Genomic DNA, 19,077 nt, shown 5'->3' on the forward strand with positions numbered 1-19,077 from the left:
TAGAGCATGAACGCAAATATTTATCAGCATTTCCGCCCCGCCGAGCGGCCGTTAATCGACCAGCTCAGCGGGGTGGTTGCACAAGCGGAAAGTGAATACCGGCCGGTAACGACACACTTTCTTGATCCGCGGGCACAGTATATTTTACAAACGCTTGTCGGGGGGAGTGCCGTAAAGGTGGCTTTTTCTGGAGGCTATTCGGGGGCGGAACGTTGTCGCGCGATTGTTTTTCCGGATTACTTTTCCCCGGAAAACGCTGACTTTGCGATTACCCCGCTTACAATTCGGTACCCAGTTAAATTCGCCACGTTAGCACACCGTCAGGTTTTAGGAACGCTGGTTAATAGTGGAATTGAGCGGGACGTGTTGGGCGATATCATTAGTGATGGAACCACCTGGCAGTTTATGTGTGAGCGGGGGATTGCAGCATACTTACAAGCGCAGGTTGAGCGCATTGGCCCAGTTAAGGTGAATTTAGTTCCTGCAACTGCAGTAATTCGCCCCCAAAATGATTGGCAGCCAATGCAGATAACCATTGCTTCGGTTCGCCTTGATGCGGTTATTGCTGCTGTTTTTAACTTTTCCCGCCAACGGGCCAAGGAAGTCCTCAGCCGCCAATATGTGCGGGTGAACTGGAGTGTGGTTGATCAGGGTGACTATTCCGTGGCCGAATATGATATTATTTCTGTAAGAAGAGCGGGTCGGTTTCGTATTACTCGTGTGGCCCCGGAGCGAACTAAAAAAGGAAAACTCCGGGTTAGTGGTGAGGTGATCCACAGCCGGCGGTGAGCTTGCTTTTCTAGCTAAAAGGTATACGATTAACAAGAAGATAATTAATGGAGGTGTCGGGGATGGCATTGACCCCAAGAGATATTCATAATAAGGAATTTCAGACAAAGTTCCGTGGGTTTGATCAGGAAGAAGTTGTTGACTTTCTTGATCAGATTCAAAAGGATTACGAGGCTTCACTCCGGGAAAATGACCGGTTAAACGAAGAAATCCGGCAGTACGAAGAGAAGTTAAAGTACTTCAATGATTTAAAGGATTCACTGAACCAGTCAATTATTGTTGCCCAGGAAGCGGCTGATAAGGTGAAGGCCAACTCACAGCGGGAAGCCGACATCATCAACCGTGAAGCGCAAAAGCAGGGTCAGGACATTATTGACCAGGCAAATGAAAAGGCCCGTCACATTATTGATGAAGCGGCTGCAAAGGCTAAGCAACTTGCCATTGAAACTGACGACCTGAAGAAGCAGGCGCGGATTTTCCGGCAGAAGTTACAGGTAATGCTGGAATCACAGCTTGAAGTTGTCAAGGGGAGCGAATGGGATGAGATTCTGAAGCAGGGTGATACAAGCACCTACGAAGAGATTCAGAATGCTATTCGTGAAGATGATGCGATGAACAAGGAAGATGCCATGACGGTCCAGTCCTTCACGGCAAACGCCCCGCAAGAGCAGCAGGTTGCTCCGGATACAAATGATGAGCCAGAAACTCCTGCTTCGGATGAAGCTCAGGCTGAAGTAAACGGCGGTGCTGATGACGACGAGGAACAGACGGTTGTTATTTTCCCTGACACGAATGATGAGCCAGCTGGGCGCCACTACAGCCAGGGTAACGTCGTTGATGACGACGAACAGTAATACTAATTTCCAAACAGCAGCATGGAATGAACGTGATTAGGTTCAGCGAGCTACGGTGGTGTGAGGTAGTCCTCCCTCCGTTCATTACCGATCGGTTGCTGGGATGTGGTTCTGAATAAATTAGGAACTGCCGGCTTAATGCCGTTATCTTTACACTAAGGGGAGTGGTTACCACTCCTGAAGTTGGGTGGTACCACGAAAATCTCGTCCCGAGCGACGGGATTTTTTTGTACTCTAGAAGAAGGGAAAGAAACTTATGCGGATCAAAAAAACGCTTAACATGGGGAAGACAAAGTTCCCGATGCGGGGAAATCTTCCCGTAAAGGAAGTCGAGCGCCAAAAGCAGTGGGGAGACAATAAGGTTTATGAACAACGGCTGAAGCTTAACGAAGGAAAGCCCAGTTTTGTTCTTCATGATGGCCCTCCATATGCTAACGGTAACATTCACATGGGGCATGCCATGAATAAGATTTCCAAGGATTTCATTGTTCGTTCAAAGTCAATGATGGGATACTATGCCCCATATGTTCCTGGATGGGATACTCATGGACTGCCAATTGAGCAACAGCTGAAGAAGGAAGGGATCGACCGGAAGACGCTCTCAGTTAATGATTTTCGGGAGAAGTGTCGGGAATACGCCCTTAAGCAGGTTGATAAGCAACGTGCGGACTTTAAACGGCTGGGAATTAACGCTGAGTGGGACAACCCGTACCTAACCCTCAAACCGGAATTCGAAGCGGCTGAAATCCGGGTCTTTGGAAAGATGGCTGAGCGGGGATTAATCTACAAGGGATTAAAGCCCGTGCGGTGGTCATGGTCCTCAGAATCTGCGCTGGCAGAAGCCGAAGTCGAGTATCATGACGTAACATCACCATCAGCGTTCTTTGCGGAACGGGTTATCGATGGCAAGGGCGTTTTAGCCAATGACCAAACGTACATGGTGGTATGGACGACGACCCCATGGACGATTCCGGCATCTGAGGGGATTACCATTGCGGCGGACTTTGACTATGCGGTGGTCACTCACGATGATGATGAGCGCCAGTTCGTAATGGCTGCTGAGTTAGTTAACAAGAACGCGGAACTCTTCGGATGGGATGACGTCAAAGTAATCAAGACGGTCCGGGGGGCAGAACTCGAAAACGTTGTTGCGGCGCACCCGTTTGATGCTTCCCGCAAGTTAATTACCATGCTGGGGGACTTTGTAACCCTTGATGACGGGACTGGGTTGGTTCATACGGCTCCTGGTTACGGGGAAGACGACTACATGGTCGGAAAGAAATACGGGCTACCGATTTTTGCTCCGGTGAATGACCAGGGTTACCTGACTGCCGAAGCAGGGGCCGATTTTGACGGGGTCTTTTACGAGGACGCTAACGACATTGCGCTTAAGAAGTTAGCTGATCAGGGTCTCTTATTAAAGTCCATGCCATACACGCATAGTTATCCGTTTGACTGGCGGACAAAGAAGCCGATTATTTTCCGGGCAACCCCACAGTGGTTTGCATCGGTTGATAAGATTCGTGATGAGATTCTTACTGCCCTTGATGACGTTCAGTTCCATCCAGAATGGGGCCAGAAACGGCTGCGTAATATGATTAAGGACCGGGGAGACTGGGTTATTTCCCGGCAACGGGTTTGGGGCGTTCCTCTCCCAATTTTCTATGGGGAAGATGGCGAAGCAATCATTACTCCCGAAACGGTTAACCACGTTGCTGACCTAATTGCGGAACACGGCTCTAATGTATGGTTCGAGCGCGAAGCAAAAGACCTTCTTCCGGAAGGATTTACGAGTCCGCACTCACCAAATGGTCAATTTACCAAGGAAACGGACATCATGGACGTGTGGTTCGATTCTGGTTCATCCCATCAGGGTGTTTGTGTCGAGCGGGACTACCTAACGTATCCGGAGGATTTAGTTCTGGAAGGTTCAGACCAGTACCGGGGATGGTTTAACTCCAGCTTAATTACGAGCGTTGCCATGACAGGAAAGGCGCCGTACAAGGAAGTCATTTCCCAAGGCTTTACCCTTGACGGTAAGGGCCGGAAGATGAGTAAGTCACTGGGGAACACGATTGTTCCGGAAAAGGTAATTAAGCAAATGGGCGCTGAGATTATCCGGCTATGGGTTCTTAGTGTTGATACGTCAGCAGACGTTCGGGTCTCGATGGGGAGTTTCCAGCAAATTGCTGAAAGTTACCGGAAGTTGCGGAATACGTTCCGTTTCTTGTTGGCCAATACGGCGGACTTTGACCCCCAGGAAAACCACGTTGCCTTTGATGACCTGACTCCGCTTGACCAGTATATGGAAATGAAGGTTAACCGGCTGACGAAGACCATCCTAGATGATTTTGCGACGTATAATTTCATGGATATTTACAAGCAAATTCTTAACTTTGTAACCGTTGACCTGTCGGCCTTTTACATGGATATTGCTAAGGATGTTATTTACATTGAGGCAAAGGACAGCCATGCACGGCGTTCGATGCAAACGGTAATGTACGATATCGTGGTTCGGCTGGCTAAGTTATTAACGCCAGTTATTCCACACACAACCGAAGAAGTTTGGGAATACCTGAAGGAACCGGAAGAATTTGCTCAGTTAGCCGAGATGCCAGCGGTGGACCACCGGAATCATGAGGACCATGTCCTTGCTGATTGGGAGCAGTTTATGAAGGTGCGGTCAACCGTCCTTAAGGCGCTGGAAGAAGCCCGTGATGCAAAGTTAATCGGGAAGTCGTTTGAAGCGCGGGTTAACCTCTACGTGGATGCTTCTGTACAGGAGTTAATTACGCGGCTTGGAGTAGACGTGCGCCAGACGATGATTGTTTCACAGCTAGAAATGCACGCCCTTGATGAAGCGCCAGCAGACGCACTTCAGGGTGAGGGTGTTGCCGTTGTGGTTGAGCACGCAGCCGGTGAGGTATGCCCGCGGTGCCGGATGTACCGGGAAGACTTAGGAACCGATAGCGAGTTGGCCCCGTTATGTGGCCGGTGTGCTGCGGTTGTTCGGCAGGATTTTCCGGAGGCTGTAACTGAAGGGCTAGAAAAATAAGAATTTGTCATAAAAATAACGAAGGTGGGGGATAAGATGTTAGCGGAAAGTGCAGTTGTTGAGCTATTAAAACACGCACACCTTTTTAAGGAGGCCGTTCAGGATAAGCAGTGGACTTATTCTTTTCCAAAACCTGATTCAGCAACGGGATTAACGACCATTTCGTATAATTCAAAACAAAGTGATGCCCACACCCTCTTCTTTTGCAAGGGCCGCAACTTTAAGCGGGCATACCTCGATGAGGCAATTCGGGCGGGGGTGCCGGTAATTGTTACGGAGAACGTTTTTTCTGAAACCCCGGCATCAGTCGTGCAGCTCATCGTAACTGACATTAAAAAGGCAATGGCGGTGGTTGCCCGGGCCTTTTACGGGTATCCTGATAAGGAATTTAAGCGCTTAATTGGCTTTACCGGGACTAAGGGGAAGACGACGGCAGTATACTTTACCCGGCATATTCTTCAGCACATGGCCCCGGGAAAAGTGGCGCAGTTTTCCTCCGTTGAAAATTCGGTTGACGGGGTTCACTACACGGAATCGGGACTGACAACGATGGAGTCGTTCGATCTGTTTCGGTCCATGCGGCAGGCCGTTGATAACGGGATGGAGTATCTTGTGATGGAGGTCTCCAGTCAGGCGTATAAAACCAACCGGGTATACGGGATTACGTTTGATATTGGGGTGTTCCTCAATATTTCTCCTGACCACATTAGTCCGGTTGAGCACCCGTCCTTTGATGATTACCTGTATTGTAAAACCCAGTTGTTTAAGAACAGCCACACAATGGTTATCAATGCAGAAACAGACTATGCTTCCTTGTTATTGGCTAAGGCACGGGCAAAGTGTCCGCGGGTAATCACGTATGGAAAACATCAGGGAGACTATCGGTACGGGAACGATCCGTCCAATGGACAGGATTTCTCGTTAGTAAATGTGAGTGCTGACGTTCCGGCGGTGGATGAGCAGTATAGGATGAAAATGGTTGGGGCGTTTAACCACGAAAACGCGGTTCCGGCAATTATCGTGAGCCGACTGTGTGGTGCCGATGTTCCAGCGACCGTTGCGGGAATAGCGGAAACCACTATTTCTGGACGAATGGAGATGCTTCAGGCTAAAGATGGCCTTACGGTTTGTGTTGACTACGCGCATAACTACATTAGCCTAAAGCGGGCTCTCCAGTACCTTCGCCAAACGCATCCCCACGGGCAGGTTGTGGTTGTTGTTGGCGGGGTTGGCGGAAAGGCCGAATCCCGGCGGGCGGACATTGGCCGGGCTGTTTCTGAAGAAGCCGATGTCGCATATATTACCGAAGATGATAGTGCTAACGTGGACCCTCGCGAAATCATGCAGGCGATTGTTGCCCACATTACCCCGAACGTGACGGTTCACCAGATTGTTGACCGGAAACAGGCGGTAACGGCGGCGATTAATGGCGCCCATCCGGATGACGTCGTGTTACTGGCAGCTAAGGGCCGGGAACGGTTCATTTATAAAAACGGGGAACACGTTCCGTATGATGGGGATTATTACCTAGCGCAGGAACTTTTAAAGCACCGCAACTAGTAGGATAAATTTTAATGAGGTGAGCGAAATGCCGATTGTAGATATGAACGACCAGGCTGAACTTCAGCGATACAAGGATTTTTTAGCAACGAGTCCTAACCGAAAACTAACCCAAACTGTTGAATGGGGCCGGGTAAAGTCAAATTGGGAACCATGTTATGTGTATGTTACGGATGAAGCCGGTCAAATTGAAGGGGCAATGTCCATTTTGATGATTGCTAATAAGCAAGCTGGCGGAAAAAAGCTGGCGTACTGTTCAAAGGGCCCCGTGTGTGATGTTCATAACGTAGCGCTTGTAAAACGGCTTTATGATGAAGCAAGTGATTACTTGCAGCAACAAGGTGCGTTTGTTTTACGGGCCGACCCGGAAGTTGAGTACACGGATGAGTATGACCATGCGTTGCGTGAAGCAGGCTTTACCGTTCGCAATAAGGATGTCGTTGGCCACGGGACAATCATGCCACGGTTGAACATGGTCCTGGATTTAAACGGCGTAACTCCTGACAACGTCGATGAATTAATGATGAAATTCCGGAAAAACACGCGGTACAATATCCGGTTAGCTAAACGGAAGGGCGTAACGGTTGATTACGGAAAGAGCCAGGAATACTTGGACGCGTTTTACGAAACGCACAAGGCAATGGCTGAGCGGCAACATATTACGTACCGGCCGAAGGAATACTTTGAACGGGTGCTGGATGAGTTAGGTGACCATGTTCGAATTTACCTTGCGCGGCATGAGGATGACATTCTAGCCGGTGCGATTACGGCTAATTACGGTGATCGGGTATGGCATATGTACGGTGGTTCGACAAACGTTAAGCGGAATCTTATGCCAAACTACCTGATGCAGTGGAACATGATTAACTGGGCCGTTGAGACCGGCAAACCATATTATGACTTTGGTGGAATCTTTGAGGCTGATCCGAAGGATGGTTTATACGTTTATAAAGCTGGATTTACCGGCGGCGTAACCGAATACATCGGTGAGATTGATCGTGTTTTCGATGAAGATGCTTACCGGAAGTATAACGAACACATGGAAAGCTTATAGTTTAGTAGTAAAAGGAGGTTGGGTTACAGTTCCCGACCTCCTTACTGTTTGTGGGATAAGTTGGTGACGGTGAACAAAATAAATGGCAGGCCACAGGATCTTATTCGTCATGCAACCTGGCGCACCCTTCTTCGGGGTATGCTACAATTAAACGGAGAATTTGAATCGAGGGGTGGCGGTGAAAATTAACTTCAAAGAGCACGTTGAAAGCGAGCATACGATTTACCACGGGGCAATTCTTGATCTTGCAGTAGAGAAGGTCCGTCTTCCTAACGGCCAACCAGCAAACCGGGAAATTGTCCACCATCACGGAGCGGTGGGGTTAATTCCGCTTACGGATGACGGAAAGATTATTCTAGTAAAACAGTGGCGGGAACCGCTGCGGCAGGTGACGCTAGAGATTCCGGCGGGAAAAATTGAACCAGGCGAGGCGCCCCTCCAAACGGCCAAACGAGAGTTAAACGAGGAAGTGCGGATGGAAGCGACACATTTGAAGCAGGTCGCCCAATTTTACACGTCACCGGGCTTTGCAGATGAAAAGATGACGTTGTTTTGCGCTATGGGGTTAGCGCCAGTGGCCAACGAGCTTCCCCAGGATGACGATGAGTTTCTCGAACTGGTTTCCCTGACACCCACGGAGATGCACCGGCAAATCGCAACCGGGTTGATTTGTGATGCCAAAACAATTATGGCTTTGTGGTACTGGCAATTGAAGGAGGATACCAGTAATGGGCGATGAACGGTTAAGGCGCCACCAGCACGAAGAATTTGACCAGGAGTGGGCTGCAAACGAAGACGAACAAACCGAACATCTTCACCGCGAAACTCCCAGGTGGGCCCAGCAACCTGAAGAGGAGGAACCACTTCCTACCAGGGAAGAACAACGGGTGGCGGAACGGCAAGCTCTTATTGATGAAAAAGCGCGGCGGTTAGGCCGCAAGCTGAACAAGGTAATTCTCGTGCTTGTGATTTTAATTGTCTTGACGTACCTGTTTATGCGGTTTGTAAACTTTTAAGGAGGAACACTATGCGATACGGAATTTTATGTGCAATGGAAGAGGAAATTAAGGAGTTACGGCGGCGGCTAGCGGACCGTGATGATGTGGTCATTGCGGGGGCAACGTTTTCAACGGGAACGTTAAACGGCCACGCCGTCGCAATGGTTGAATCGGGGATTGGAAAGGTCCAAGCCGGGATGATGACGGCGGTTTTAATTGACCATTTTAAGGTTGATTGCGTGATTAATTCTGGTTCGGCCGGTGGAATTGGCGATGGCTTAAAGGTTGGTGACGTGGTGGTTTCAACCAAGGTAGCATACCATGACGTGAACTCCACGGCCTTTAACTACGCCCCCGGCCAATTACCGAACCAACCCCGTTTCTTTGAGGCAGATGCGGCGTTAGCAGACCAAATTGTGAATGCAGCCCAGAACGTTGGGATGCCCGTAAAACGTGGCTTGATTGTTTCTGGCGACCAATTTATTAGTTCGACGGCCCAGATTAACCACATTAAGGAACTGTACCCCGATGTTTTATGTAGTGAAATGGAAGGGGCTGCAGTGGGCCAGGTTGCGCATCAGTTTGCCGTGCCGTTTGTGGTTATTCGGGCAATGTCAGATACTGGTGATGAGGAAGCAAGCCAGTCATTCGATGAATTTATTATCCAAGCGGGAAAGCAGTCTGCCCAGATGATTCTTAACCTCCTTGACCAGGCGGAGGACTAGTAAAATGGAACGGATTTATCTGGATAACGCAGCCACGACGCCCATGGATCCGGCGGTAATTGACCGGATGACGGCGGTAATGAAGACGGTTTTCGGGAATGCGTCCAGCGTTAATTCATTTGGGCGGGAGGCTCGGGCAATTCTAGATGAAAGCCGGCATACTATTGCCCAATCAATTAATGCTGCGCGGGATGATGAAATTGTTTTTACGAGTGGTGGGACCGAAAGTGACAACACCGCAATTATTCAGACGGCCCTTGCGCGGCAACAGGAAGGACGTCACATCATAACAACTGCGGTTGAGCACGAGGCGGTGCTAAAGCCGATGCAGTACTTGGAACAGCACGGGTTTGAAGTGACATACCTACCGGTTGATGAATGCGGAATGATTCGGCTCGCTGATCTGAGGGCGGCGTTGCGGGACGACACGATCCTTGTTTCCGTGATGACGGGGAACAACGAGGTGGGTGCCCGGATGCCAATTCATGAAATTGGTGAACTCGTGGCCCCAACTAATGCGTGGTTCCACACGGATGCGGTTCAAGCGTACGGGTTACTCGATATTGATGTTCAACGCGACCACATTGACTTGCTGGCAACTTCGGCGCATAAGCTTAACGGCCCGAAGTTTATGGGCTTCTTATACCGCCGTACCGGTTTAAATTTTCCACCGTTAATTAAGGGCGGTGAACAGGAACTAGACCGGCGTGCGGGAACGGAGAACATTCCTGCCATTGCGGGGTTTGCGAAGGCGGTTGCGCTGCTTGATCCGGACACCAAGCGTGCCCGGCGCGAACACGAACAGGCCTTAAAGGAATCGCTAATCACCAAATTAACGGACGCCGGGATTGATTTTGAGGTGAATGGGGGGCACGGTGAAGACTACTTGCCCCACGTATTAAGCATTTGGTTTAAGGGGGTTCCGAACGACGCCCTGATTACCAACCTGGATTTGGCGGGCATTGCGGTGGCAGCGGGGTCGGCTTGTACGGCAGGTTCGCTGGAACCATCCCATGTGTTACGGGCAATGTACGGTGACTCGCCGCGGGTAACCGAAACGATTCGGTTTAGTTTTGGCCCGTTGAATACGGAGGCAGAGATCAACACGGTTGTCCAAGAAGTGGCGAAGATTATTAACCGGATGAAAAGGGGATAAATAAAATGGCATATGAAAAACAGGCTCAGTTAAAGGGTGATTCTCGCCGGTTTGGGTTGGCGACGACGATTAAAAAGTATACCCTGCGGGATACGGGGTTTATCCCAACAAAGGCGGGCCGGTTTCAACTTGACCGGAAACTTAATCCGGATGAGGCGGATAACCGGAGCGTTCGACTTAAAATTACCGTTAATCAGGACCTAACTGGTTTTAAGATGGCGGTGGTGACCGCGAATGAAATGCAGGCGGTAAATATCTTTAAGCAGCCTGACAAGTATGCAACCGAACTTGAACAGCTAAACTTTACGCTCCAGGAATTGATTGATCGGGGTGCATTGGCTGAGTGTTAAGTAGCATGGTGTACCAAAATGATTAAAACGGGCGTGGTGGAGGCGGCAAGCTAACTGAATTACGTGGGATGGATTCAGGCTGTAAACTTCCGCCCAGCCCGTTTGTTTTGACGTTGATTTATGCAAAACGACAAAAAGATTATAATTACTTTTAATTAGTAACCTCGATACAGGCGTGCTATGATTAAAAAGACTGAATTGCGTGACCTTCAATCCGTTGATTCAGAATTTAACGAAGTGATGGTGATGATAAATGAAGGATAAGCAGCATACCCGCGTAGTTGTGGGGATGAGTGGCGGGGTGGACTCCTCCGTCGTTGCGTACCTGTTGAAGCAGGAAGGCTACGACGTGGTCGGGGTCTTTATGAAAAACTGGGACGAGAAAAAGGACAGCGGTGTCTGTACGGTGACCGAAGACTATGAAGACGTCGCCAAGGTGGCTAATAAAATCGGAATTCCGTACTATTCAGTCAACTTTGAAAAGGAATACTGGGACCGCGTGTTCACGTATTTCCTGGACGAATACAAGCGGGGCCGGACGCCCAATCCGGATGTAATGTGCAACCCGGAGATTAAGTTTAATGCCTTTTTGGACTATGCGTTGAAACTCGATGCCGATTACATTGCAATGGGGCACTATGCGCAAACCCGCCGTGACCCGGACGGAACAGTACACCTGTTGCGGGGGGCTGATCCGAATAAGGACCAAACGTACTTCTTAAGTCAGCTAACGCAGCACCACCTTGAGCGGGCACTCTTTCCAATTGGTGGAATGTTAAAGAGTAAGGTGCGGCAAATTGCGGAAGAAGCGGGCCTTGCAACCGCCCATAAGAAGGATTCAACCGGAGTGTGCTTTATTGGCGAACGAAACTTCGGTAAGTTTCTGAGTGAGTTTTTGCCAGCCCAACCGGGGAAGATCATGACCTTTGATGGTGAGGTAAAGGGTGAACACCACGGGCTAATGAATTACACGATTGGCCAGCGGCGGGGACTCGGAATTGGCGGAAACGGTACAAGTAATGAGCCATGGTTTGTGGTCGGAAAGGACCTCAACAAGAATATCCTGTATGTTGGGCAGGGCTACAATAACGAAGGATTATTTGCCGATAAACTAGATGCATCGAAGTTAAACTTTATTGCGCCGATTGATGATCGGGGGGATGAGTTCCACTGTACGGCTAAAATTAGGTACCGGCAAAAAGATGATGGGGTCACCGTTCGATTTAATGCGGACCATACGAAGGTTGACGTTCTGTTTGATAACCCCACCCGGGCGGTCACTCCCGGACAGGAAGTGGTCTTTTACGATGGCGAGGAATGTCTGGGAAGCGGAACGATTGACCACGCATACTGGAAGGGTGAATTACGCCAGTACGTGTAGGTAATCGCAGGATGAATGCTGGGCGAAGTTTGTGAAGGATTAGCCAGCGAGAAGTCGGATTAAGTCCGGCTTTTTTTAGTACCGGCAATGTGTGATAATGGGAGCGGAAGGAAGAGAGGGCATGACAAAGTTTTATTTTATTCGGCACGGAAAAACGCAGTGGAACCTAGAACGGCGGTACCAGGGAGCGGGCGGTGATTCCCCGCTACTCCCCGAAAGTATTGCGGCAATTCATGAACTAGCAGACTACTTAAAGGATGTTCATTTTGACCACGCATACGTTAGTCCGCTTCCCCGGACAAGGGCAACTGCACGCGTTTTGATTGATGATATGGGAACTGCGATTCCCCTGACGGTTGATGATGCCTTTAAGGAGTTTAATCTAGGAAAACTCGAAGGAATGACTTTTGAGGCGGCAGCGGCGAAGTATCCGCAGGAGTGTGATGCCTTCCATCATCATCCTGATCAGTACCGGACTGATCGGATTGGGGGCGAATCGTTTACGGACGTAATTAACCGAGTAACGCCCCGGCTACAGGCCATTGCCCGCGAGTTTCCGGCGGGAAATATTCTGGTGGTTACCCATGGTGGGGTGCTGTGTGCGGAGTTAGGCCACCTGTTAGGCTATTCCCTAGCGGATTTACGCCGGCGGGGCGGGTTAGTGAATACCAGTACCTCGATTTTTGAAACGGTTGATGGGGGAGCGCATTTTAAGTGTTGCGCCTTTAATGAAACCAGCTATTTACACCGGAAAATTGACGAAAGTGATACCGTATAAGGAGTCGTTTTATGGGAGAACGGAAGGAAAAGCAGGCCCAGATCCAACAGGCAATCAAACAATTAGTGGCTGCAGTGGATGCGCATCCAGATGAGGTTGAGCGCTACTACGAATTAGGAACAGCCCTCACAGAACAACAGAGTTATCCGCAAGCAGAGGAGCTGTTAAAACGGGCGTTAAGCCATTTTAATGGTGATAACCACGCTGAGAATTTATTGCACTACGGGTTAGGAAACGTCTATTACGCCAGTGGATTATACCAAGAAGCCCTCGGAGAGTTTCAGCGGGTTCAGGATAAACGCTTAAAGGGGCAGGCGTACATGATGATTGCCCAAACGTACTATGCCCAGAAGAAATACCAACAGGCGCTCGTGTTTGCACTAACGGCTAGTGAACAGCTGAAGCGGGATAGTGCCCCGCTAACGCTAATGGGCGATACTTTTATGGCACTGGGAAACTTTACGCAGGCGCACGAGTACTATACAAAGGCGTTGACGGTTAACGGCCAGGATCTCCGGGCACGGTTTCAACGGGGCGTTGTCCTAACGGTTCAGGGGAAGGACCCGGCAGCGGATTTTGACTTTGTCAAGCGGCATGATCCGGCGTTTTATAAGCGGATGCAGGCGCGGCTAGCGGATACGCAAAAATTCATGCAACAGGCGGTTCATCAACGGGAGAAAAAGGATGAGTAGCGAAAATCAAGGGACACATGTCCTCACGGGTAAGGTTAACCACGTTATTTTTGCGGCCCCGGATTCGTTTTATAAGGTGATTGCGGTGGCAGTAACGGAGACTGACTTTGACTGGGATGACGATGAGTTAACCGTTGTTGGGGACATGCCCACCGTTCAGCAGGGCGCAACGTATCAGTTTAGCGGTGAGCTGGTTGCCCACCCGAAGTACGGACAACAGTTTCGGGCACAAACGGTGACCGTGGCGGCTCCTACTAGCGAAGCGGGGGTGATTGATTACCTGGCTGGGGAAGATTTTCCGGGAATCGGGCGGAAAACGGCCGCCCGGATTGTAAAGATTTTAGGAGCAGAGGCGGTTAACGTCTTAATGGACGATCCGGACCAAGCAGACCGGCTAGGCTTATCAGCAAAGCAGCGGGAAACCCTGATAAAGACGCTTCGCCGGAATAACGGTGCCGAACAAGCCGTTATTGAACTCAATAACTACGGATTCTCTGGGCGTCTAGCCAGCAAAATTTACGATCATTTTCGGGAAACGACTCTGGATGTTCTCCATGATGACCCGTACCGGATTGCGATTGAGGTTCCCGATGTTAGTTTTCGGCGAATTGATGCTTTAGCGCCCCAGCTGGGGATTGCGCCGGATGACCCTTCCCGAATGCGGGGGGCGCTATTTAACCAGTTGGGACTGGCAGCAGCGAGTGGCGATACCTACGTTGACGATCGGCAGTTGATCACTACCACCCAGCAGTTGTTAGGGAATGCCGTTCAAGGGCCAGAGTTGGTGGCTCAGCTTCAGGAACTGATTAAGGCGGAGCACGTTGTTCTTGATAAGCAGGGGCGCGTTTTTATCCGCCAGCTTTACGACGCGGAGGTTGAGATTGCTGCCCAGTTTAGCCGGTTGCTTGACCAGCATCCCCAAAAGGTGGCCGCAATCGACCAGAAGCTCAACCGGGTGGAGCGGCACCTTGAAATTGAATACAGTGATGATCAGCGGGCGGCAATTAAAGAAGCAATTCAACACCAGTGTTTTATCCTGACTGGCGGTCCTGGAACCGGGAAAACCACGATTATTAACGGCTATCTCACCCTTTTTGCAATGGTTCATGACCTTGACCCGGACGAGTTGGACGCGAAACCAGGAAAACCTAGTCCCGTTTTGCTTGCGGCGCCCACCGGCCGGGCAGCGAAACGGTTAAGCGAGGCTACGCATTTACATGCATGCACAATTCACCATTTGCTGGGAATTACCGGGCGGGGAAGCCGGCTGCCAGAAGAGGTGGAAGAATTAAGTGGGGCGTTGTTAATCATTGATGAGACGTCAATGGTTGATACGGAATTGATGCGGTTACTGGTAAAGAGTATTCCCAATAACATGCAGGTCCTCTTTGTTGGTGATAAGGATCAGTTACCGTCCGTAGGTCCAGGGCAGGTTTTTAACGACCTGCTCGCGAATGTGGCGATTCCGCGGGCTGAATTGCACCAGATTTTCCGGCAGCAGGCGGGTTCAGCAATTGTAACGCTCGCCCATGAGATTCAGGGCGGCCACCTTCCGGCTGATTTATTGAGTAAGCAGCAGGATCGGTCGTTTACCGTGTGTTCGACCAATCAGGTCACGCCGTTAATCACGCAGGTTGTGAAGATTGCCCTCCAAAAGGAAATTGCTGCGGATGATATTCAGGTGTTAGCGCCGATGTACCGCGGCCCTGCGGGAATTACCGCCATTAATCATGCCCTCCAGGAAATGCTTAACCCGCAGCATCCGGGGCAAAAGAGTGTGGTGGTAAACGACCAGGAGCTGAGAATTGGGGACCGCGTATTATACCAGGTTAACAATCCGGACAAGGAGATTTATAACGGTGATATTGGCACCATCATTAGTTTAACGGCTGCAAACGCAAAGAAAAAACAACCGGCAACGATGACAATTAACTTTGATGGGCGCGAGGTCGAACTTGGCCGGGAGGACTGGTACCACCTCCAACTGGCGTACTGCATGTCGATTCATAAGGCGCAGGGGAGTGAATTTCCGGTAGTGATCATTCCCCTGGTTCGCCAATTCCACCGGATGCTTGCACGTAATTTGCTGTACACCGCAGTTACCCGGGCAAAGCAAAAACTAATTTTACTCGGTGAACCCCAGGCGTTTCAGGAAAGTGTGGCTAATCCGGGATTGGACCGCTTAACGGCGCTTCCGGATCGGCTCCGGGCGTACCTTCAGGGAGAAGAAGCGGGTCACCAGGATTTATCACCTGATGCAGGTCAGCAAGAACAACCAGAGGGGGTTCCACCAACAGAAACGTTTACGCTCACAGCGGCGCTGATTGCGAATGAAACGATTGACCCGATGATTGGAATGGAGGGGGTTACTCCCCAGATGATGAAGCGGGCAGACTAGCAGTTAGAATAAGCGTGGTGAAGGATCATTAACTTTCACCACGCTTATATTGTTTTGAGTTTGGTTTAAGGAAAAGCAAATGAGGCCGGGATATCCATCCCAACCTCATATCACTCACTTATGATTAAATAGTAACAAGCATCGGTAATACCATCGGATGGCGGCCCGTCTTGTTGTATAAGAACGACTGCAGGTCAGCGGTAATGGCGTTTTTCAGCGCACCAACCGTGACGTCCTCGCCCTTAAAGGAGCGCTTAATCGTCCGGTAGACCCGGCGCCGCCCAGCCGTGATTAGTTCGCCGGACTCGCGCATGTAAATAAAGCCCCGTGAAAGGAGGTCGGGACCTGCCAGAACACGATGGTGTTTCATATCCAGGGTAGCAACAACGACCACCAACCCGTCTTCTGAGAGGATTTTACGGTCCCGCAAAACAACGTTTCCGATGTCGCCAACACCGGAGCCGTCAACGTAAACATCACCGGCGCTGATGTGGCCAGCCCGCCGAGCTGAGTCAGCAGTTAGTGCTAAGACATCCCCATTACGCATAATGAACGTGTTTTCTTCCGGAACGTCACACTGCTGTGCAAGTTCGGTATGAATCTTTAACATCCGGTATTCGCCGTGGACGGGCATGAAGAACTTTGGCTTCATTAACCGAAGCATTAACTTTTGTTCTTCCTGTCCGCCATGACCGGAAGCGTGGATATTGTTTACCTTACCGTGAATTACGGTTGCCCCCGCAGCTTCAAGTTCGTTGATTACCCGGTTCACGCTCAGCGTATTTCCTGGAATCGGCGAACTAGAGAAGACCACGGTATCATCTGGTTGAATCGATACCTGACGGTGGGTTCCGTTGGCAATCCGGCTTAGTGCGGCCATTGGTTCTCCCTGTGATCCGGTACAAAGGATCATGACCTTTTCTGCCGGAAGGTGGTTGATTTCCTGGGGTTCAACCAGCGCATCATCAGGGATGTTCAGGTAGCCAAGTTCGCGGCCGTTTACGATGGCCGCCTCCATACTACGCCCGAAGACGGCAATCTTCCGGCCCTTATTCACCGCAGCATCCGCAGCTTGTTGAATCCGGGCAATGTTTGACGCAAACGTTGCAAAGATAATCCGCCCGGTTACCGTCTCGAAAATATGCCGGATGGACTTACCAACCCACCGTTCTGACTTGGTGAAGTTCGGAATTTCGGCGTTAGTACTATCAGATAGCAGGCATAAAACGCCTTCCTCTCCCAGCTTAGCCATCCGTTGAAGGTTCGGCGGCTGTTTGGTGATTGGGGTCAGGTCAAACTTGTAGTCCCCCGTGACCACGATTGTTCCGGAAGGAGTGTGAACCGCAACCCCTAAGGTATCGGGAATAGAGTGGGTTGTCCGGAAAAAAGTAACGCTGGTTTTACCAAATTTTAATTCCGTGTCCTCACCAATTTCGTGCAGTTCCGTTGTCCGGGTTAAGCCGTGCTCTTCGAGTTTACTCTTAATTAGGGCAAGGGGAAGGGGGCCAGCGTAAATTGGTACGTTTACCTGCTTCAGGAGGTAGGGAATCCCTCCGATGTGGTCTTCATGCCCGTGGGTAATAACCAGGGCCTTAATCTTATCCTTATTAGCGACTAAATACTGGTAGTCTGAGATTACGTAATCGATCCCGAGTAAATCATCTTCCGGAAACTTAATCCCGGCATCAACCACGATAATTTCATCCTGGTACTGGACGACGTACATGTTTTTCCCAATTTCGCCCAGCCCGCCAATCGCAAAGACGGCGGTTTCGTCGCTTTTTACCTTAAGCTTTCGCATTATTTGTCAAACTCCGTCAGCTTAAAGTCGGGATTCTGCTTTTCGTATTCAAGGGTTGCGTCATCAAGCGCCTCAACCTGTTCAATGTTGTAATCCGTTTGGTGTTCAACGGCGTTCATTACGGTCACCTTTGAATCAGCTTCGACGTACATGGAACGGGTGTTTTCCCGCTTTGGATTTTGCGTCTTTGTTGGCTGGTAATAAATCTTAAAAACCATTCAAATCGTCTCCTTGTAATTAAATTGTGTTTCCGAACATGATTATTGGTTTCTATTCTAGCATACCCGGACGCATAAGTATAGAAAGGACTATAATGAAACTAATTAAAGCAAATGGGGGTGAAGCGTATGGGATGGTTTTTGGTGGGAGTGATTGTTTTGGGCGGAGTGGTGATTCTTGAAGGAATTAAAAAACTTCGCGTGAGTCAGCGGGCGCATCATTTACGACGCGTTAGCCAACAAATTGTAACCGAAGCACTTATGAACGTCGGCGTTCGTTTTCCGCAGCTGCAGGGATTACAGGAGGTTGACTCCCAAAAGACTGCGGTGTGGGGGAGTGCCGTAATGTTATTTGAATTTATTTTTGAATGGCGAGAAGGAGATGCTATCGCTCTTCCGGAACTGCGGCGTCAGCTCACCTCTGCCTTAGCTTCGTATGCTAAACAGCAGCAACTTGAAGGTTTTCAGGGAATGCCCGTGTTTGTTATTTCTGATATGTGGTTACTTGAAAAACAGCTGCATTTTGATGTGGCGTACGTGGTTAACCGCCAGACGAAGGAATACCTCGATGACGTTAACCGGGTTGAACATTAGGTTGTGAAGATGAAATTGGTATTAATAGTGAAACACCCCCAAATCTTAGACTTGCTGTCCAGGATTTGGGGGCGTGTGCTATTCAAGTAATAAGGTTCCTTCAGGAGCGGTAAACGGATTATCCTTGTTGATATGGTCAAAAAACAAAATTCCGTTCAGGTGGTCAATTTCGTGTTGCACAACAATCGCCGGGTAATTCTGGAGACGGGCAACGTGTTCTTCGCCGTCAAGATCAAACCAGCGAAGCTTGATCCGTGCATGTCGGGGAACATAGCCCGGGACGTCGCGGTCAACCGAAAGGCATCCTTCCCCTTCGGCAAGGGCCGCGAGCTGAACGGATTCGCTGAGAATGGTGGGGTTAATAAGAACGTGTTTGAAAATGGGTTTATCTGGTTCTTCACCCGGGACAAGGACAGCGGTCATTCGCTTTGAAACGGCTACCTGTGGGGCAGCAAGTCCGACTCCGGCACGAAGTCGGTACTTCTTTGCAATCTCTTCATCTTGGCTATTTTCCAAAAATTCCATCAGGTCGTGAGCGAGTTGTCGCTCGTCATCCTTAAGCGGGAAGGTAAGCTGGGCCGCGCGGGCGCGGAGTATTGGGTTACCTTCCCGAATAATGGTATCCATTGTAATCATGGTAATCCCTCCAGTGTTCTTCACGTGCATTTTACCAT

General features: G+C 49.9%; 18 protein-coding genes. 15 read left to right on the forward strand and 3 right to left on the reverse strand.

What is annotated here, in order from left to right:
* Window positions 1-6: 6 nt before the first annotated feature.
* From QOR60_RS01075 to recD2, 14 genes are all read left to right on the forward strand, one after another.
* Window positions 7-789, forward strand: a complete 783-nt coding sequence (locus QOR60_RS01075) for a YlmH family RNA-binding protein (RefSeq protein ID WP_283581511.1) — start codon at window positions 7-9, stop codon at window positions 787-789.
* Between the two features lie 62 nt (window positions 790-851).
* Complete coding sequence (locus QOR60_RS01080; RefSeq protein ID WP_283581512.1) at window positions 852-1,643, forward strand: DivIVA domain-containing protein; 792 nt, start codon at window positions 852-854, stop codon at window positions 1,641-1,643.
* A 256-nt stretch (window positions 1,644-1,899) separates the two neighbouring features.
* The gene (gene ileS, locus QOR60_RS01085) at window positions 1,900-4,698 is read left to right on the forward strand and encodes an isoleucine--tRNA ligase (protein WP_283581513.1); all 2,799 of its coding nucleotides are present in this window, start codon (window positions 1,900-1,902) and stop codon (window positions 4,696-4,698) included.
* A gap of 36 nt (window positions 4,699-4,734) precedes the next feature.
* Window positions 4,735-6,258 (forward strand): UDP-N-acetylmuramyl-tripeptide synthetase, encoded by a 1,524-nt coding sequence (gene murE / locus QOR60_RS01090; RefSeq protein WP_283581514.1) that lies wholly within the window; start codon window positions 4,735-4,737, stop codon window positions 6,256-6,258.
* Window positions 6,259-6,286: 28 nt separating this feature from the next.
* Window positions 6,287-7,312 carry a lipid II:glycine glycyltransferase FemX gene (locus QOR60_RS01095; RefSeq protein ID WP_283581515.1) on the forward strand — a complete coding sequence of 342 codons (1,026 nt, stop codon included), beginning with the start codon at window positions 6,287-6,289 and terminating at the stop codon, window positions 7,310-7,312.
* Window positions 7,313-7,496: 184 nt separating this feature from the next.
* Window positions 7,497-8,051, forward strand: a complete 555-nt coding sequence (locus QOR60_RS01100) for an NUDIX hydrolase (RefSeq protein WP_283581998.1) — start codon at window positions 7,497-7,499, stop codon at window positions 8,049-8,051.
* On the forward strand, window positions 8,041-8,328 hold the full coding sequence (locus QOR60_RS01105; RefSeq protein ID WP_283581516.1) for a hypothetical protein: 288 nt from the start codon (window positions 8,041-8,043) through the stop codon (window positions 8,326-8,328). The genes QOR60_RS01100 and QOR60_RS01105 overlap by 11 nt, the downstream gene beginning before the upstream one ends.
* A gap of 11 nt (window positions 8,329-8,339) precedes the next feature.
* Window positions 8,340-9,035, forward strand: a complete 696-nt coding sequence (locus tag QOR60_RS01110) for a 5'-methylthioadenosine/adenosylhomocysteine nucleosidase (protein WP_283581517.1) — start codon at window positions 8,340-8,342, stop codon at window positions 9,033-9,035.
* 4 nt (window positions 9,036-9,039) lie between these two features.
* The gene (locus QOR60_RS01115) at window positions 9,040-10,191 is read left to right on the forward strand and encodes a cysteine desulfurase family protein (protein ID WP_283581518.1); all 1,152 of its coding nucleotides are present in this window, start codon (window positions 9,040-9,042) and stop codon (window positions 10,189-10,191) included.
* Window positions 10,192-10,196: 5 nt separating this feature from the next.
* The gene (locus tag QOR60_RS01120; RefSeq protein ID WP_283581519.1) at window positions 10,197-10,541 is read left to right on the forward strand and encodes a cysteine desulfurase; all 345 of its coding nucleotides are present in this window, start codon (window positions 10,197-10,199) and stop codon (window positions 10,539-10,541) included.
* Window positions 10,542-10,794: 253 nt separating this feature from the next.
* Complete coding sequence (mnmA, locus tag QOR60_RS01125) at window positions 10,795-11,922, forward strand: tRNA 2-thiouridine(34) synthase MnmA (RefSeq protein WP_283581520.1); 1,128 nt, start codon at window positions 10,795-10,797, stop codon at window positions 11,920-11,922.
* Between the two features lie 121 nt (window positions 11,923-12,043).
* Window positions 12,044-12,700 (forward strand): histidine phosphatase family protein, encoded by a 657-nt coding sequence (locus tag QOR60_RS01130; protein ID WP_283581521.1) that lies wholly within the window; start codon window positions 12,044-12,046, stop codon window positions 12,698-12,700.
* Between the two features lie 11 nt (window positions 12,701-12,711).
* Window positions 12,712-13,392, forward strand: coding sequence for a tetratricopeptide repeat protein (locus QOR60_RS01135; RefSeq protein WP_283581522.1), 681 nt, complete (start codon window positions 12,712-12,714; stop codon window positions 13,390-13,392).
* Window positions 13,385-15,790: an SF1B family DNA helicase RecD2 gene (gene recD2 / locus QOR60_RS01140; RefSeq protein ID WP_283581523.1), complete on the forward strand. Its 2,406-nt coding sequence runs from the start codon at window positions 13,385-13,387 to the stop codon at window positions 15,788-15,790. Before QOR60_RS01135 ends, recD2 begins: the two co-directional genes overlap by 8 nt.
* A 124-nt stretch (window positions 15,791-15,914) precedes the next feature.
* On the opposite strand, the gene rnjA is transcribed toward recD2, so the two are convergent.
* Window positions 15,915-17,591, reverse strand: coding sequence for a ribonuclease J1 (rnjA, locus tag QOR60_RS01145; protein WP_283581524.1), 1,677 nt, complete (start codon window positions 17,589-17,591; stop codon window positions 15,915-15,917).
* Window positions 17,591-17,809 carry a DNA-directed RNA polymerase subunit epsilon gene (locus QOR60_RS01150; RefSeq protein ID WP_283581525.1) on the reverse strand — a complete coding sequence of 73 codons (219 nt, stop codon included), beginning with the start codon at window positions 17,807-17,809 and terminating at the stop codon, window positions 17,591-17,593. The genes rnjA and QOR60_RS01150 overlap by 1 nt, the downstream gene beginning before the upstream one ends.
* Window positions 17,810-17,938: 129 nt before the next feature.
* On the opposite strand from QOR60_RS01150, the gene QOR60_RS01155 reads away from it, so the two are divergent.
* On the forward strand, window positions 17,939-18,403 hold the full coding sequence (locus QOR60_RS01155; protein WP_283581526.1) for a hypothetical protein: 465 nt from the start codon (window positions 17,939-17,941) through the stop codon (window positions 18,401-18,403).
* Window positions 18,404-18,481: 78 nt separating this feature from the next.
* Here QOR60_RS01155 and def read toward each other — a convergent pair whose 3' ends face one another.
* Window positions 18,482-19,039, reverse strand: coding sequence for a peptide deformylase (gene def / locus QOR60_RS01160; protein WP_283581527.1), 558 nt, complete (start codon window positions 19,037-19,039; stop codon window positions 18,482-18,484).
* Window positions 19,040-19,077: the final 38 nt, after the last annotated feature.

The organism is Ligilactobacillus hohenheimensis, from assembly GCF_947381805.1.
In the GTDB taxonomy this organism is placed as follows: Bacteria; Bacillota; Bacilli; order Lactobacillales; family Lactobacillaceae; genus Ligilactobacillus; species Ligilactobacillus hohenheimensis.